At 63.7% G+C, this 16789-nt stretch carries 13 protein-coding genes; 6 read left to right on the top strand and 7 right to left on the bottom strand.

All coding sequences use genetic code 11. The features are described from left to right. Nucleotides 1-71 precede the first annotated feature (71 nt). Nucleotides 72-734, bottom strand: coding sequence for a metal-dependent transcriptional regulator (locus tag VGN72_11790; GenBank protein HEV7300039.1), 663 nt, complete (start codon nucleotides 732-734; stop codon nucleotides 72-74). Between the two features lie 141 nt (nucleotides 735-875). Between VGN72_11790 and VGN72_11785 the strand changes: the two genes are divergently transcribed. The 5 genes from VGN72_11785 (at nucleotide 876) to VGN72_11765 (ending at nucleotide 7447) form a co-directional block, all read left to right on the top strand. Beyond that, nucleotides 876-1784, top strand: coding sequence for a zinc ABC transporter substrate-binding protein (locus VGN72_11785; GenBank protein ID HEV7300038.1), 909 nt, complete (start codon nucleotides 876-878; stop codon nucleotides 1782-1784). Between the two features lie 48 nt (nucleotides 1785-1832). Next, entirely contained in the window at nucleotides 1833-2720 is an 888-nt protein-coding gene (locus VGN72_11780) for a metal ABC transporter ATP-binding protein (GenBank protein HEV7300037.1), read from the top strand. Nucleotides 2721-2864: 144 nt separating this feature from the next. After that, nucleotides 2865-4223 (top strand): iron chelate uptake ABC transporter family permease subunit, encoded by a 1359-nt coding sequence (locus VGN72_11775; GenBank protein ID HEV7300036.1) that lies wholly within the window; start codon nucleotides 2865-2867, stop codon nucleotides 4221-4223. Nucleotides 4224-4395: 172 nt separating this feature from the next. Beyond that, the gene (locus VGN72_11770) at nucleotides 4396-5694 is read left to right on the top strand and encodes a metal ABC transporter permease (protein ID HEV7300035.1); all 1299 of its coding nucleotides are present in this window, start codon (nucleotides 4396-4398) and stop codon (nucleotides 5692-5694) included. A 727-nt stretch (nucleotides 5695-6421) separates the two neighbouring features. Further along, entirely contained in the window at nucleotides 6422-7447 is a 1026-nt protein-coding gene (locus VGN72_11765; protein HEV7300034.1) for a Gfo/Idh/MocA family oxidoreductase, read from the top strand. 249 nt (nucleotides 7448-7696) lie between these two features. Here VGN72_11765 and VGN72_11760 read toward each other — a convergent pair whose 3' ends face one another. Then, on the bottom strand, nucleotides 7697-7951 hold the full coding sequence (locus VGN72_11760; GenBank protein ID HEV7300033.1) for a hypothetical protein: 255 nt from the start codon (nucleotides 7949-7951) through the stop codon (nucleotides 7697-7699). A gap of 339 nt (nucleotides 7952-8290) precedes the next feature. On the opposite strand from VGN72_11760, the gene VGN72_11755 reads away from it, so the two are divergent. After that, nucleotides 8291-9649 (top strand): MraY family glycosyltransferase, encoded by a 1359-nt coding sequence (locus VGN72_11755; protein ID HEV7300032.1) that lies wholly within the window; start codon nucleotides 8291-8293, stop codon nucleotides 9647-9649. Nucleotides 9650-10239: 590 nt separating this feature from the next. On the opposite strand, the gene VGN72_11750 is transcribed toward VGN72_11755, so the two are convergent. From VGN72_11750 to VGN72_11730, 5 genes are all read right to left on the bottom strand, one after another. Further along, complete coding sequence (locus tag VGN72_11750) at nucleotides 10240-12132, bottom strand: glycoside hydrolase family 16 protein (protein ID HEV7300031.1); 1893 nt, start codon at nucleotides 12130-12132, stop codon at nucleotides 10240-10242. A 243-nt stretch (nucleotides 12133-12375) separates the two neighbouring features. Beyond that, a complete protein-coding gene (locus tag VGN72_11745) occupies nucleotides 12376-12615 on the bottom strand; it encodes a hypothetical protein (GenBank protein HEV7300030.1) in 240 nt (79 codons plus the stop codon). 91 nt (nucleotides 12616-12706) lie between these two features. Beyond that, nucleotides 12707-13645 (bottom strand): LysM peptidoglycan-binding domain-containing protein, encoded by a 939-nt coding sequence (locus VGN72_11740; protein ID HEV7300029.1) that lies wholly within the window; start codon nucleotides 13643-13645, stop codon nucleotides 12707-12709. Between the two features lie 234 nt (nucleotides 13646-13879). Beyond that, nucleotides 13880-14791: a 16S rRNA (cytosine(1402)-N(4))-methyltransferase RsmH gene (rsmH, locus tag VGN72_11735; GenBank protein HEV7300028.1), complete on the bottom strand. Its 912-nt coding sequence runs from the start codon at nucleotides 14789-14791 to the stop codon at nucleotides 13880-13882. A gap of 1459 nt (nucleotides 14792-16250) precedes the next feature. Next, on the bottom strand, nucleotides 16251-16739 hold the full coding sequence (locus VGN72_11730; protein ID HEV7300027.1) for a hypothetical protein: 489 nt from the start codon (nucleotides 16737-16739) through the stop codon (nucleotides 16251-16253). Nucleotides 16740-16789: the final 50 nt, after the last annotated feature.

The following is a 16789-nucleotide window of genomic DNA, read 5'->3' as shown; positions in this document are numbered from 1 at the left end:
GCAAGCCTCCCATCGGGATGACAGCTGGCGCGACTCGAGGAGTTTGGTGAATCAACCGTCCCTCAGCGCGCCTATACCTTCACCAGGATCTTCGCCGCCGCGCCGGTGCCGAGCGTGACGGCGGCCGTGCCTTTGGGCTTGACCACGATCGAATCCGACACGGCCTCCTTCCGCTCAACCACCACCGCGACGCCGGGCGTTAGGCCGCAACGGTGGACGAACTGCAGAAACGCGGGATCCTGATCAATGACCCGCGCGATGCGCAGCGGTTTGCCCACCGCGGCGTCGGCGAGGCTGGCGAGGGTGGGGGAGGCGACCTCACCACTGGCGGTGGGGATCGGGTCGCCGTGCGGGTCGGTCTGCGGGTGGCCGAGCAGGGCGTCGATGCGTTCCAGCACCCGGTCGCTGATCGCGTGTTCCAGCTCTTCCGCCTCGGCGTGGACGTGGCTCCAATCGAGCCCGAGCACCTTTACGAGGAAGAGTTCGACCAGCCGGTGCCGCCTTAGGACGTGCAGCGCCAACTGCTCGCCTGGATGGGTCAGCCGCACACCCTCGCGCGGCTCGTACTGCACCAGCCCGGAATCGGCCAGCGCCTTCACCATCGTGGTGGCGGTCCCCGGCACCACGCCCATCGCGGCCGCCAGCTTACCCATCGGCACGAGCGCACCTGCAACTGCGTGCTGCTGCTGCACGTAGAGGTGTTTCAGGTAATTTTCGACGGTAACACTGGCCATTTTTCCAATTTTCGCCTGTTTTCTCGCGGGGCTTCACCGTTGACTTAACCCACCCCGCGATTTCGCCACAGTTGACCTGCCATTGTAGTTCGCCTAGTATGAGCACGCTATTTTGATTAGTCAAAATTAAGAGGTTGAATTATGAAAATGTGGTCTCTGGTGTTTCTGGCTTTGCTGGTGGGCTGCGGGGCCGCGTCGACGTCTGACCGAACCGAGGCCCCCAAGGTGGTTGCGACGACCACGATGATCGGCGACCTCGTGCGCGCGATTGGGGGCGACGCCGTGCAACTGAAGGTGATGATCGGCCCTGGCCTTGATCCGCACACGTTCAAGCCTTCGCCGGTCGACGTGGCCGACCTGAAGCGGGCGGACCTCGTCTTCTACAACGGCCTGCACCTCGAAGGCACGATGGTCGAGATGCTCGAGCGTGGTGGTGAGCGGGCGGTCGCGGTGACGAAGGACATGCCGCACGAGCGGTTGATCGGCGACGCCGGCTCGCACGACCCGCACGTCTGGTTCGACCCGCAACTGTGGGAGCACGCCGCCCGCACCGTCGCCGCGTCGTTGGCGAGCAACTATCCCGACAAGGCCGCCGACTTCGCGGCGCGGGGCGATGCGGTGGTCGAATCGCTGCGCAAGCTGCACGCCGACAACCTCGCCACGTTCGCACCGTTGCCAAAAGAGCAGCGGGTACTGGTGACGAGCCACGATGCCTACAACTACTTCGGCCGCGCCTACGATGTGCAGGTCTTCGGCCTGCAGGGCATCAGCACCGAAACCGAGGCGGGCCTGGCGAACATCAACAACGCCGTCGACTTCATCATGAAGAAGAAGGTGCCGTCGATCTTCGTCGAGAGCAGCGTCAGCCCGAAGACGATCGAACGCGTGCGCGACGACTGCCGTGCGAAAGGTTGGAACGTCACGATTGGTGGAGAGCTGTATAGCGACGCCTTGGGCAGCCCGGGGCAACACGCGGGACATGCGGTGGATACGTACGAAGGCATGATGCGGTACAACGTTGAGACGATCGTGAAGGCGCTGACGCGGTGATTGCCGATTTGCATTTTGCGATTTGCGATTGAACAGAGAGATTCCAACATGGCTGACACTTTGCACACTGCGGCCCCGGCAATCGCAAATCGCAAATCGCAAATCGCAAATTCTGACACCCCTGCCCTTGAGGTACACGACCTCACGGTCAGCTATCACCGCCGGCCCGTGCTGTGGAACGTCGACCTGGCGGTGCCGCAGGGAAACCTGGTGGGCATCATCGGGCCCAACGGGGCGGGCAAGAGCACGTTGATCAAGGCGATCATGGGGCTGCTGCCGACGAGCAGCGGGTGGGTGCAGGTGATGGGCCAGCCGATCGGCGCGATGCGCCATCGCGTCGCGTACGTGCCGCAGCGGGAGAGCGTCGACTGGACGTTCCCGGTGACCGTGCTCGACGTGGTATTGATGGGCCGGTACGGCACGGTGCCCTGGTTCAGGCGCATCGGCAAGACCGACAAGGACCGCGCACGGCAGGCGCTGGACAAGGTCGGGATGCTGCCGTTCGCGACGCGGCAGATCAGCAACCTGTCCGGCGGGCAACAGCAGCGCGTCTTCCTCGCCCGCGCGCTCGTGCAGGACAGCGACATCTATTTGATGGACGAACCGTTCGCCGGCGTTGACGCCGCGACGGAGTCGGCGATCGTCAAACTGCTGCAGGACCTGCGCGCCGCGGGCAAGACCGTGTTGGTGGTTAACCACGATCTGCAGACCGCCCAGCAGTACTTCGACATGCTGATCTTGCTGAACATGCGCCTGGTCGCCTTCGGCCCGATCGCCGACGTCTTCACGCCCGAACTGCTGCAAAAAACCTTCGGCGGGCGCCTGACGATCCTCGCCGACGTCGCCGAGGCCGTCGCCAGAGCCGAGCGCGGCATCGGCCCACCGCGCCGGCCGCATAAAGAAGTGGAAGTGGGAGACGGGCCGACGGGGAAGTAGAACTCTGATTCCCTCTCCCGGTACTCCGGGAGAGGGTTAGGGTGAGGGTGATTTTGTTCTAACGAGAGTCGTCAGCGGTTCGAATCACCCTCACCCAGCCTCTCCCGGCGTACCGGGAGAGGGGTAAGACGCGAACGTACGGTTATGACCATCCTCGCCGCCCAATTCTCGACCGATTCGACTGCTCTGCGTCAGCTCGCGACGTTCTTCGCGGAACTCGTCGACAACCGCATCACCGGCACCGATTGCGTCGTCTGGGGCGCGCTGCTGCTCGGCGTCACCTGTGGCGTGCTGGGTACGTTCATCGTGCTGCGCCGCCAAAGTTTGCTCGGCGATGCAATCGGGCACGCGGTGTTGCCGGGCGTGCTGGTGGGGTTCTGGTTCTCGTGGATGGTCACCGGTCACGGCCGCAGCACGCCGGCGATGTTGCTTGGGGCGATGGTGGCGGGATTGCTGGCGGCGGCGTTGATCGGGTGGCTGCGGCAGACGACGGTGCTGAAGATCGCTGAGTGCATGGGCGTCGTCTTCACCGGGTTTTACGGCATCGGCATCGTGCTGATGAAGATGCTTCAAACGACGCCGGCGGGCGGACAGGCGGGCTTGGAGAAGTTCCTGTTCGGCCAGATCGCCGGCATCAGCCTCGCCGACGTGCAACTGATGGCGATCGTGGCGGCAATCGCGCTCGGGTGCGTCGTCGTCTTCTGGCGCAAGCTGGCCCTCAGCAGCTTCGACGAACAGTTCGCGCAAAGCGTCGGGGTGCGCGTGCGCCTCATCGAACACCTGCTGACGGCGCTGCTGACCGTCGCGATCGTCATCAGCATTCAAGCCGTCGGCGTGGTGCTGGTGAGCGCGATGCTGATCACGCCCGCGGCCACCGCGTACCTGCTGACCGATCGCCTGTACAAGATGGCGATCCTCGCCGGCCTGTTCGGCGCGGTTGCGGGGTTCGCCGGCGCCATCCTGAGTCTGCTCGGGCCGACGCTGCCGACGGGGTCGTTCATGGTGCTGGGCGCGTCGACATTGTTCGCCGGTGCGTTCCTGCTATCCCCCCGGCACGGCCTGCTGCCGCGCCTGCGGCGCGTGTGGCAGCAGCGGCGGCGCACCGGGGCCGAGAACCTGCTGCGCGCGATGTACCTGATCCTGGAACGCCGCCAGAACCAGGCCGACCTGCGCTTCGGCATCGACGACATCGTCGCGATTCGCCACGAGTCGCCGGCGCACGTCCGCCGAATGGCGAAGCTGGCGGCGAGCTTCGGTTGGATCGCCAAGAATAGTCCCGATCCGCTCGTGTTGACCGAATCCGGCCTGGCCACCGCACGGCAGGTCGTGCGGAACCATCGGTTGTGGGAACTGTTCTTGACGCAGGAGGCGAAACTGGCGGTCGATCATGTGCATGCCGACGCGGAATACATTGAACACGTGCTGCCGCGAGACGTGCTGGCGAAATTGGAAGAAATGCTCGACAACCCAGCGAAGGACCCGCATGGGAGTGTGATTCCGTAGTAGTGAACAGGAGCTTGGTCTGGTCCCTCTCCCGGTACTCCGGGAGAGGCTAGGTGAGGGTGATTCGTTCGTACGAGAGCCGTCAGCAGTTCGAAATCACCCTCACCCTAACCCTCTCCCGGGGTACCGGGAGAGGGAACCGGAGAACGATCTCCTCCGATTGAAAGTCACGATGTTCTCCATCCTTCACAGCCTCATCGACCCCTGGACCGCGACCGAACTGCGGATCTACTGGCCGATCATCGTGCAGGGCGCGATGGTGTCGGTGACGCTCGGCCTGATTGGGTGCTTTCTGGTCGTGCGCGGGATGTCGTTGCTCGGCGATGCGTTATCGCACGCGGTGTTGCCCGGCGTGGTGATCGGGTTTCTGCTGGGCGGGTCGTTGCACTCGCCGTGGATTTTGATCGGCGCCAGCGCCGTCGGCATGGTGGCGGCGGTGTTGGTGCAGGCGGTGCAGGAGCACAGCCGGGTGAAGGAGGACGCGTCGCTTGGCATCGTCTTCACCACGCTGTTTGCGATCGGTGTGGTGATGGTCAACCTGTACGGCGGCAGCGGTGACCTCGACGTCGGCTGCGTGCTGTACGGCAACCTCGAACACTTCATTTACCCGGACAACCCGCTCTCCATGATGCTGCCGATGATCGGACTGACGATCGCGGTGGTGGTGGGGCTGATCGTCTTCTTCCGCAGGCTGGTGCTCTGCACGTTCGACCCTGGGCTGGCAGTCAGCCTTGGCATCAACGCGGCGCTCGTGCACTACGCGCTCATGGGCGTGCTATCGGTCACGGTCGTCGCGAGCTTCGAATCGGTCGGCGCGATCCTGGCCGTTGCGCTGCTGGTGATGCCCGGCGCAACGGCGCGGTTATGGACCGACCGCATGTCGATCATGCTGCTGCTGGCCGCGGGGCAGGCGCTGCTGGCGACGGTGCTGGGATACTGGATCAGCAGCCCGCTGGGCCCGTTGCGCGCGTTCCAGGGTACGAGCGCCGCCGGCGCGATCTGCGCGATGGGGTTCGCAATCTTTATCCTCAGCTGGCTGCTGGGCCCGCGCGGCTTAGCCCAACGCGTGATCGCCCGTGTGCGGCTTCAGCGGACGATCGCGGTGGAGAACGTGCTGAAGACGATCGACGAGCTCGGCGCCCGCGCCGGCCTGTCGGGCGCGGTGCCGGTGCCACCGGAAACGGTCGCTGCGGAACTGCGGGTGTCGCCGCGCGCGTTCCAGCGGGCGCTGAAGCGGGGCATCGAGCGCGGCTGGGTGGCGATGAGCATGCGCAACGTCTTCCTGACCGACGCCGGCGCCGCCCGCAGCAGTCGGTTGCGCCGGGCGCACGATTTGTGGGAACAGTACCTGAAGGACCAGGTCGGCCTGCCCGCCGACCACGTCCACGATGCGGCGGAGTGGATCGAACACCACCTGCACGATGAGGACATCGACACGATCGATCGGACGCTGGCGACGCCGCGCCCGTGAATTTGGGGCCAAGGTCGCGAAGAAGGCGTGACGGAAGCGCGAAGGGGAACTCCTTCTGGTTCCCTCACCCTCCGGGAGAGGGTTAGGCACTTTCGGGGTCAGTACCGCAGGCGTGACGACGCTGGGTGCCACGGTTTGGTACTCCAAGCCGTGCCGGTACACGCAGACACGGCTTGGCGTACCAAACCGTGGCACCAAGCCAGTTTCTGAGCTGGAAAGTGCATAACACGCTCTAAGGCGACCTGAGGGATCTCGAATGACGAGCGATTCACGCCATCGGGAGATGGGTCGGGTCGCTACCGCTAGGGTCGGGATGACAATCTTCTCGCCCACGCGCGATCCGTCAGACAGTGCCTAGGGTGAGGGTACGTCATACGAGCGACTTGCGAATCGGCCACCCGTTCTCATCTCTCGCTTGCGGTTTCGCAGCCCGGAACGCGTCCGATTGTGAAATCGCCAGCCGCAAATTGCGTCGCAAGCCTAGGGGAAGCGTTACGCATCTTCGGGCCCTCACCCCTGCCCTCTCCCGGAGGGAGAGGGGGAGCATCGTCCGTTGATCAATACGTTCCGGACGAATACGGGGGAGATCCTTCGGAGTACCTCAGGATGACGAACTGCGCGGCCCTTTCGTGAAGTGCACAGGCCCCATGCGGTCTGTTCTTTCTCGCAGCCCTTCGCGTTTCCTTCGTTTCTTCGCGCCTTCGCGTACCTTCATCCGCTCCCTATCATGAGCGATATGCTCAACCTTGGCATCATCGGTTTCGGACGGATCGGCGCCGAACACGCGGGCTGGATCGGCGCGAGCAAGACCACCCGCGTTGCCGGCGTGGCCGACGCGACGCCGGCCCGGCGGGAACTGGCTGAATCGCGCGGCCTGCGCACGACCGCGGACGTGGACGAACTGTTGAACGACAGCACGGTACAAGCCGTGCTGATCGCGGTGCCGACTGCGATGCACTTCGATCTGGCGATGCGGGCGATCGCTGCGGGCAAGCACGTGATGATCGAGAAGCCGATGGCGGTCGATTTCGCGCAAAGCGAGCATCTGGCCGTCGAGGCGGACCGCCGGGGGCTGATGCTAAGCGTCTTCCACAATCGGCGGTGGGACATCGACTACCTGACGGTGAAGGATGCGATCAGCTCCGGCGTGCTGGGCAAGCTGATCAACATTGAAAGCCGCCTCGGTCAGTTCGCCTCGTGCGTGGGGCCGGCGGCGAAGGAGTATCGGCCCAACTGGCGAAACGAGGCGGCGTTCGGCGGTGGGGGGCTGTACGACTGGGGCTCGCACTTCGTCGACCAGCTCTGGCAACTGCTGCTGCCGGCCAGACCGGTGCGCGTGTTCGCGCAGCTGCGCGCCAACGTCTGGAGCCGTGACTGCGACGACTTCGCGCGCGTCGCGATCGACTTCGACAACGACGTGGCAGCTCTGGTCGAGATCAACACCACCACGGCTCGCCCACTGCCCCGCTGGCACCTCGACGGCGCGCTCGGCAGCGCCTCGGCGCCGCACAGTCCTGCGTTCGATACGAACGTCTGGGCGCAGCTGCAGTTCACGCCCGCGGAGGGCGGGCAAAGCCGCGCGCTGCCGACGGCGCGACCCGGGCTAACCGAGACGATGATCTGGGACCAGTTCGCCGCCGCCGTTGCGGGCGGTGGTCAACCGGCGGTGCTGGCGCAAAGCGTGCTGACGACCATGCAGTTGCTGGACGCCGCCCGCGCCAGCGCGCGGCTCGGGCAGGCGGTTGCCCTGTGATGTGCGTGGCGTGGAACGCGACGGAGTCAGCGGACTTTCCCTACGAAGACTTTCATTCATTGGCCTTGCTCCATAGGTGGCGTATAGTCCCATCGTCAGCCGATCGGGCTGGATAAAGAAAAAAGTGGATGACGATGGCTGTCATCCTGCAGAATGAGAGCGAAAGATCCCCGTCGCAGTCCCCCCCTCTGCGACCCCTTTCGCTCTCTTTTTTGCGCGCGCATTCAACCGGGTTTGCCGGCGATGCGTCTACGGTTGCGCCGGTGCGGTGGTGGGTTGCGTCGGCTCGGCGTCTGGCGAGGCGAACCAGTGAATGGGGATGATCGAGTCCGCGTGCCGTACCAGTTCGAACATCCCCCACGACATCACCAGCACACTCAGGATGAGCAGCATCGGGATGAAGCATCCGCGGTTGAACTTCGGCTCGCCCACCAGCGAACCACCACAGCGAGAGCAGTAACGCACGTTCGAGGGGTTCTTCTGGCTGCAATGGGGGCAGGTCATCGTTCGCGTCGCTCCGTGTTGTTCGTCTGACAGGTGATGGGGGAGGGTAGCATCGCTGGACGGCAGCGTCGATAGGGGGCCGCTCGCCGGCTTGGCGCATCAATATCGGACGAAATACTCCGCGCACGCTCCCGTTTGCCGACGGCCAACAGCACGAAAGAGGGCCAACGTGACCGCGACCGAGCAGGTTTAATCCCCACTTAGCGCCCAAAGCACCTGTTCGATATGACCGATACAGACGATAAGACTGTTCGTGGCGTGTGGGCCGCCGTATAATCTTGCCACTCGCGGTTGGGGCGGCACTCAGATCGTGTGTCACGTTGGGTTTACGGAGCGCGGATGCTGCCTTTGCTCGCACAATTCAGCCAGTTCTCCGCCGACACGGTGCTGTCGCCGTACATTTACGTTTTTTACATCTCGTTCCTCGTCGCGTTCCTATTCACGCCGATCATGCGCGTGGTCGCGGTGCATTACGACATCGTCGACCGCCCGGACCGTTTGCGCAAGATGCACAGCGAGCCGGTGGCGTACCTGGGCGGCGTAGCGGTGTTTCTCGGGTGGCTGGGTGGGCTGGCGATCAGCCAGTTCCTCACGCTGCACGCGGTGCCGACCGGCTGGCCGACGTCGCACCTGATCATCAAGTTCAGCATCGTCATCGGCGCCTGCCTGATCCTCATGCTGGGCCTGTGGGACGACATTCATGGTCTGCGACCGGTGGTGAAGATCGGTGGCCAATTGCTGGCGGCGCTGTTCCTCTGGGCCGAGCGCGTCGGGCACGAGGCGGCCAAGCCGATCATCGCGATGCTGCTGCCGTTCCTGAACAAGGTCATCCCCAGCATACCGGCCGGCATTGCGCACGACGGAAGCAACTTCGTGCTGGATTGGATCGTCTGGCTCACCAGTGGCATCTTCGTGATCGTGGTGGTCGTCGGTTGCTGTAACGCCACGAATCTCATGGACGGCCTCGACGGCCTCTGCGGTGGCGTGACGGCGATCATCGCGGCAGGCTTCCTGTTCGTCGCGGTTCACCTGGCGATGAACGGCGGGGGCATCAACACCAACTCCGACGCGCTGCGCATCGTGCTTGGCCTGGCGCTGCTGGGGGCGGTGCTGGGGTTCGTGCCGTACAACTTCAACCCTGCCAGCATCTTCATGGGCGATACCGGCAGCATGTTTCTGGGCTTCAGCTGCGCGGTGATGATCATCCTGATGGCCCAGGAACGGCCCAAGTGGTTCCTGGCAACCCTCGTGATGTTCGCATTGCCCGTGCTGGATACCGCGCTCGCCTTCATCCGCCGATGGGTGAACGGCCGACCGCTGTTCAGCGCCGACAAGCAGCACTTCCACCACCAACTCGTCAGCCGTGGCTTCAGCGTGAAGCAGACCGTGCTGATCGCGTACGGCCTGGCGATCATGTTCGCGCTGCTGGGCGGCGTGATGGTCTACGTTCGCACACGCTACGCGGTGGCGGTGTACCTGGTGGTGTTCGGGTCGATCATCGTGGCCGCGTACAAGGCGGGCATGGTGCACGAGAAGGTGCGCGTCGTCACCCGCACGCCGTTGGGCGACGGCGAGGCAATCGCGCCCACCGACATGCCCGCGATCGACGCCGGTACCGTGCTGGAAGTGAAGGACGACGATCCGCGCACGCAGCCCGTGCAGCGAACCATGCCGGGGTCGTGGAACGATCAGAACTAAGTGGCGGCCGGCGCTGTTCCCCCAAAGTTTCGTCATCCTGAGGTACGCCGAAGGATCTCATTCTTCTCGAAGCGAATACCGGGGGAGTTCCTTCGGAGTACCTCAGAGGGTCTTAAAGAACAGTGCCGCGTCCGCTCCGACCGTGGCATGGGCGTCTCGCCCATGCGTGTGGTGAGGCCGCAAGACAGCGTTGGTTGCAGCGGCTTGGTCGGCGCAGCGGCCAATAAATGAAGCTTCTCATTCCAGACCACAGGCATGGGCGAGACGCCCATGCCACGGCAAGGCAGCCGCGACCGTGTTCTCTAACACATTCTCAGGATGACGAGGTTTCCTCAAGTGCAAAGCCCTGTCCTGATCCGTTCGGCCCGTAGCATGGGCGTCTCGCCCATGTCTGTAATAAGGCCGGAAGGTTTCTCAATGGCTTGCCGCTTCGTCGGCGCTATTCGCCACTAATCGCGACGCTCGTCGTAGCCACAGTTATTGGCGGCACGCCCATGCTACGTGTAGAGCAAATCGCGGCCGCAGCGCCAGGGCTCGCGAAACGAATCGGCGACGGCGCGGTTTTCGCGCCGTCGCCGAACCCGCCCCGTTTACTTGCCCGTCATCGGTGCGCTGTCGACATCGGAGGCCAGGTCTGCCCGTTGCCAGACGCGTATGTAATCGACGACGAAGTCGGCCGGCAGTTGTGCGTCATCCAGACGGTTGTTGTCCCAGCCGCCGCTGACCATGTACAGGATGGGGTACGACTCCACGCTGCCGACGCGCTCGTCCTCCCACTTGCCGATGATCTGACCGTTGGCGTAGTAGGTCGTCGACCCGGGCAGCCACAGCACGGCCGCGTTCACGAAGCCGTCCTTGTCGGGCTGGAAGTAGGCCCACGAGGTGCCGTTGGACTTGTGCTTATCGCCGTACCCGTCCCAGTGATGGGCGACGTTGTAGCGATAGGGGCCCCAGCGGGTCAGGTGTTCCATGATGTCCAGTTCCATGCCACCCTTTTCGGTGCTGGCGCGCACCCATTGCGGGCCCTTGTCGGCACCGCGGTCGGGCATGGTCCAGAAGGCCGGCCACAGGCCCGGGGCGGTCGGCAGCTTCACGCGCGCCTCGAAGTAGCCGTAGCGCTGGGCCCACTTGCCGTAGGCGTCCAGGAAGCCGCAGACGTAGTCGCGCGTGTCACCGGTGCCGCTGTCGTTTTTGTGCACGGTGCGCTTCTCGTAACGCAGGTGCACCTGGCCGTCCTTCACGATCACGTTGTCACGGCTGAAGTAGGTGCGCTTGTCCCAGAAGTTCTCGGTGTGCAGGTTCCACTTGTTCGTGTCGATCTGCGTGCCGTCGAAGGTGTCCTCAAACGTCAGCTTCCAGTCGCCCTCGGTCGGCGGGCGATTGTTCACCCACGACGGCAGTTCCGGGGCGGGCGGCAGCACGGCCGACACCGACTTCACGACGAGCGATTGCGCGCCACCGTCCACCTGCGGCGCGAACGCGACGCCGCTGGTGGCGTCGCTGGCAAACTTGTTGCCGCTCTCCTTGCCGATGTTGCCGTCCCACACCTTGCCACCAAACGGCACGGCGACCTGCGCCGTGGCGCCGGGCGCGATCGGGTCAAGCTTCAACCAATCCGTCGCGCCGTTATTGCTTTCCAGCCGCACGCGCGGCGATACCGCCGATTGCCCGGCGTTCTGCAGTTCAACGTTTACCTGCAGGTAATCGGTCAGATCCCACCGGCCCACCACGGGTTTCACGCTTGCAACGGCGTCCTTCTTGCCCGCGGGGAACGTCACCCGAACCGCCGACCCATCAACGGCTTCGGCCGCGGCGCCACCTTTGACGGCCAACTGCTTAGACGCGTCGAGCGTAGCCCCGTTGCCCAGGATGTGACCGTCGGTCGGCTTCGTGCGCGTCGCGCTGGGGTCCTGGCCCTTCTCCGGCGGCTTCTCACCGGCGGGGCCGGTGGCCACGAGCGAGTCGATGCGGTACTCGATCGGTTCCTTCACCTTGCCCGTGAACAGCTGCACGCTGACGACCTTCGCCGCGTTGAGCTTGTGCGCCGGCTTGTACCCCCACGAGTGGCCGAAGATCACCTTCACGGTGCCCGATTCGCCTGGCTTCACGCTGACGTTCTCACCGTTCCACGGGTTCGTCTTCCAGTCGCCGTCGTCGTCAACGCGCAGCGTCACGTTGACCGTCTTGGTGCCGACGTTGGTGATCTTGGCTTCGACGCGCCCGAACTGCGACAAATCCCACGTCTTCCCCTCGGCCGGCGCCGCCTTCACGCCCGGGTAGCCTTCGTCGCCCGGGGCCACCGTCACCGCCACGCCACCGTCACGCTTCACCAGCGTCACCTGCGGCGTGGTCGTGAACCGCTCGACGGCGCCCAGGTCGGTCACCTCAACCAACGGCAGGACCTCGTCGGCCTGCACGGGAACGACATTCATCAGGCAGATCGACAATACGGCCAACGCCGTTCGGGCAAACAAGTTACGCATCAGGATTAACTCCGTCTCGCCAGGAAGGGCAGCCGCGACATAGCGCGGCCAATGACACACCCTTTGATATACCTGACAAACACAGACCCGTTACTCGCAGAATGCGATAAAATTCTGCCGGTTGCGACTTTTGGTGGCGTTGCTGTACGTAGGTCTGGAGAGAGGCGGACTTGGCGAGAGACCGGCAGCAATGCCTGCCCTGCAGAAGAGTGACGCCGGAAAGCAGAAGCGCAGGCAGCGGCGTTAATCGGGGGTGACGGTGGACATTTGCAGCTCGTGGTCGCCGACGGTGCGCTTGATCGCGTTCGGCGAGGTGTAGGTTGCGATCTGCAGCTGTTGGTTCCACAGCTTCGACTGCTGCGCCTCGATCTTGTCGTGCAGCGCGTTCGACTGGTAAGCGATCTCCCGGCGTTCCTGCCGCAACTGCAGCATGACGACGGCGATCGCAAACGTGGTGAAGGTGCAGATCAGAAGTTTGAGCATGGCTGGTAGGGGGAAGGTGGAACGGGGACGGCTGAAAAGCGGAAGGCTGAAGGCTTCTTCATCCTTCAGTCTTCCGCATTCATCCGTACTTTTAGTCTCGGATCGACGCCGTCGCGTTGTTCACGGGCTTGGCGGGGAGGCGGAGCCGCATGTTGGTGTGCAGCGTCTCGCCACCCTTGAGGATGTCCTTGTTCAGTTCCTTGATGGCCGTCCACGCGTTGCCGTTGCCCAGCTGGTCGGCGGCGATCTTCCAGAGGTTGTCGTTTTCCTTCACGTTGTACCAGTAGGTGCCACCGTCAGTGGTGGCCTTAGTCTTCTTCGTCACCTTCGTGGCAGTGGGCTCGATCGCGGTGGCGACGGTGGCAGTGGCTGTGGCGCCCGTCGGGATGAGGTAGACGCGGCCAACGATAATGCGGTCGGGGTCGCCCTTCATCGACGGGTTGGCGGCCATGATCGCGTCCTGATTGGCCTTCTTGCTGCTGCCCATCAACCGGCTGGCGATGCGGCCGAGGCTGTCGCCTTCCTTGACCGTGTATTCGATCACACCGGGCGTCGGTGCGGGGGGCACAACGACCGTCAGGGTCTGCGGAGCGACGGACTCGGTCACCAGCGCCGCGGGGGGCGTCACCAGTTCCAGGTCGCCCGGCAGCTTTTGGGCCAGCTGCGTCAGCACGTCGGTCTGTGCGGGTGGCGTGGCGCCGCCGTTGACGTTGATCGTGACGGCTCGCGAGTTGCCGGGGGCCACCGGGTTGGGGGCCAGGCGGATGACCGAGTCCATGGTCTCCGGGGCCTTCATCTCCTCGACGGTCACCACGCGGTTGCGCGGTTCGACGGCCGGTGGGGGCTCGATGGTCACGGGCACGCTCGGACGCCCGATGATCGTCAGACCTTCACGCCCGTTGGGGCCCACGAGGCTCAGCTGTGCCGAGGCGGGCTCGGTCGTGCTGGTGAGGTGGTCGGACAACAGGATGCCAATGACGATGATGAACGCCAGCCCAACCAACAGGCCGATCTTCGTTTCGCGGGTCATGTGAGCCTCGATCCTTCCGGTTCTGCGCGTCTGCCATGACGGAGATACGATTGAATCGCCTGAGGGGCCAATCGTGGGAGGAAGTAGTGGACGGTGTGCAGTGGTTATCGGGCGGCGAAGGAGAACGTGGCGTCTCGCTTCACTGCCCGATCATCACTGCCTACTGCCCACGCCTTCCGTTCACCGCGATCGGCGTCCGGGGCGGATCGTGTCGTTTCCATCACGGCACAGCGGTCAAACCTTGGCCGCTATGCGTAACTTCGCGGATCGGCTTCGAGGGTTGGCGGTCAGTTCGTCGTCGGATGGGGTGACGGGCTTCTTCGTGATGACCGAAAGCTCGCCGCGCTCGTCCGCCGACCGGAACGCCGTCTTCACAAATCGATCTTCGGTCGATTGGAAGCTGATGATCGCCAGTCGCCCGCGGGGCTTCAGGTGCTTCGGTGCGGTCGTCAGCAGGGTCTGCAGATTGTGCAGCTCGGCGTTGACGTGCATGCGAAGCGCCAGAAACGTGCGGGTGGCCGGGTCGATCCGTTCCGGAGGTCCACCTCGTTTGGGTATCGCGGACCGCACGAGGTCCGCTAACCGATCCGTAGTAGTGATCGGCGAAACCCGGCGGGCCTCCACAATCTTTCGGGCAATTCGGCGGGAATAGCGTTCGTCGGCCAAATTATATAGGACGTTGGCCAGATCGTCGGCCTTCATCGTGTTCACCACGTCGGCGGCGCTGGGGCGGGTGCGCGGGTCGATGCGCATGTCGAGCGGCATGGCCGCGGCGAACGACAAACCGTACTGCTCGTCGAAGAGCTGATTCGTGCTGATGCCCAAATCGGCGAGGATGCCGTCGACCAGCGGTACCTCGGCGGCAGTCAGCACGTCCGATAGCTCGGCAAAGTTGGCGTGGAACAGCCGTACATTGGCGGCGATGCCGGCGGCGTTCAGGCGGGATTGGGCAAACTCTAAGTTCCGTGGGTCGGCGTCGAGCGCGATCAGCGTGCCGGTGGGGCCAAGCGCCTTGGCGATCGCCAACGAGTGCCCGCCTCGCCCGAGCGTGCAGTCGACGATCGTCTTGCCTTCACCGACGGCTAGCCCTTCCAGGCATTCGCGCAGCAGGACCGGATCGTGACCAATGGCTTGCTCGTCGGACATGCACGTCAGCGTACGGGTGCAGTCGACGACAGGCAATCGCGGGGACGGCCATGCTACGGGAAGAGGCTGCAGGCTGACGGTGGGAGGGTCTGGTGTAACGCGGACCTTGGGTCGGGCAGGCAAAAACAGGCGCATTACGCGAGGGAGCCCCAGTGAAGCGGCTCTAAGCTAGCGGTCAGAAACTCTGCATTAATCCGGGAGATGTCACCCCGATGGGAGGCTTGCCGACCTGACCCATCTCCCAAGGCCGAGAAACGTCCGTCGTTCGAGATCCCTCAGGTCGCCTAAGGCTCCCATCGGGATGACAACGGGGCGCAGGGCAACAGGGCTGCGTCCGCCAGCCTTAAGGCAATTTTCCTTTGAACTGACTGAAAACCCTAAGCGGATTCAGCTTGCAATCGGATCCTGTTTTGTGAATAATCCTACAGTTCGGGCGATGTTCGCTGTAACGACAGCAGGGGCGTATCGTCTCTAGAAGCAGGGGTGGGATGCGACAGGAAGACCTGAGCCTTCGCAGTGGGTTTCGTCGATAGCAGTGATCGTGAGAACGCATCCGACGCGCAGCTGCGAGTCGGACCAGCCAGAACGATGGTGGCGCGAGCCGCGATCGTCATGCCTGTGGCGAGGCATCAACAAGTTAGAAAATTCCCGGTACGATACGGCAGAGTCGGGCGTCCAATCCCCCCCTTTAGCAAGAGGCAGGGGGCCCCATCCGTGAGACGACTCCACGTGTATCGCGACAGCACTGACTCACCGGCCGCCTCTATCCATGAGGTGATCGGCGATCTTTGATGCGATCCGACTCTGCCGTCGTTCCGGGAACCGTTCAAGCATCATCCTGACGCAAGAACGGTGCACGGCTCGTGCGGTAGATTCGGATGAAAGCGACCCGACAGGGCGACCGATACCACGCGCAGTCTTCGACACGGGGTACCGGGCGTCCAGATCAGGCTTTTGCGTAGCAGAGGGCACCACCCGCCGACCGCCCGAGTCCTTGGGGCGTAGCGGTCCGTCGCGACACCGATGATCCGTTTGGACGATCGGCGGGCGATGCCGTAATGCAGCGGGGCGGGTACACACCTGAACCCGACCCGGTCCACTACCACTTGCGCCTGTCACGGCCGCGAACCAGATTGCCACATCCTGTGGCGCGCGGGTTCGGATCGATCACTTCGTGCCCGGAAGCGTCCTTGCGGGGGCAAAGCGAAGTCGTGTTGATGCGCACCATCCCTGGCGCCACCGACACCTATCGGTCGTGACGGAAACAAGCGTCTGACAAACAAAACTCAACAGAGGGGGTCCCACTCTTCCCTGAGTAAGAACCACACCAGCACGTTCCGGCCCTTGCCCGGGCCGAGGACATGATTGAGATCCACCTACATCGCGTCCGTCGCCGCTTTTCCCCGGCTTCGGGACGATGCCCCCGTCGAGATCCTCGTGTTCCGGCACCTGATGCAGGCTAGCGAGCCTGAGGCGCCGGCGGGTTCAACCGACGGGATAAACTTTCCTTCGCCGTGATTTCAGCACGGCGTTGTTCCAGTGACGTACGGTACGCTTCCCATTCGTCGCGGTTCCACAATTCCAAGTGGTCGCGAACGCCGCACATCGTCAACTCTTTCCCGAGCCCGAGGCGCTTCAGCGTCTTCTCCGGGATCAGGATTCTGCCTTGCTTGTCGATCTCGAGCCGACTCGCCAAGGCGTAGTACATCTGCTCAAACGCGTTCTGATCTTCACCCGGTAGCAAATCACCGGGATCGCGGGAGGCCAGGTACTCGTAGTACCGTTCCGTGTACAGCCACGGCTTCCCGTTGATCGTGCCGCTGGTCAGGTAGAACGCCTCACCGTCGCGTTCCGTATCCAACCGCTTTCGGAACTCGGCCGGCACCAAGAGGCGACTCTTGTCGTCGACGGCCAGTTCATGAGAATCGACAAATAACGGGTGTCGCAAGGGGTTTCTCTCTTTGCTCCACTCGTGTTCGTCGATGCACCAAATCTATC

The sequence above is a fragment of the Tepidisphaeraceae bacterium genome, from assembly GCA_035998445.1.
Classification (GTDB): domain Bacteria; phylum Planctomycetota; class Phycisphaerae; order Tepidisphaerales; family Tepidisphaeraceae; genus DASYHQ01.
This window is presented reverse-complemented; position numbering and strand designations above follow the sequence as displayed.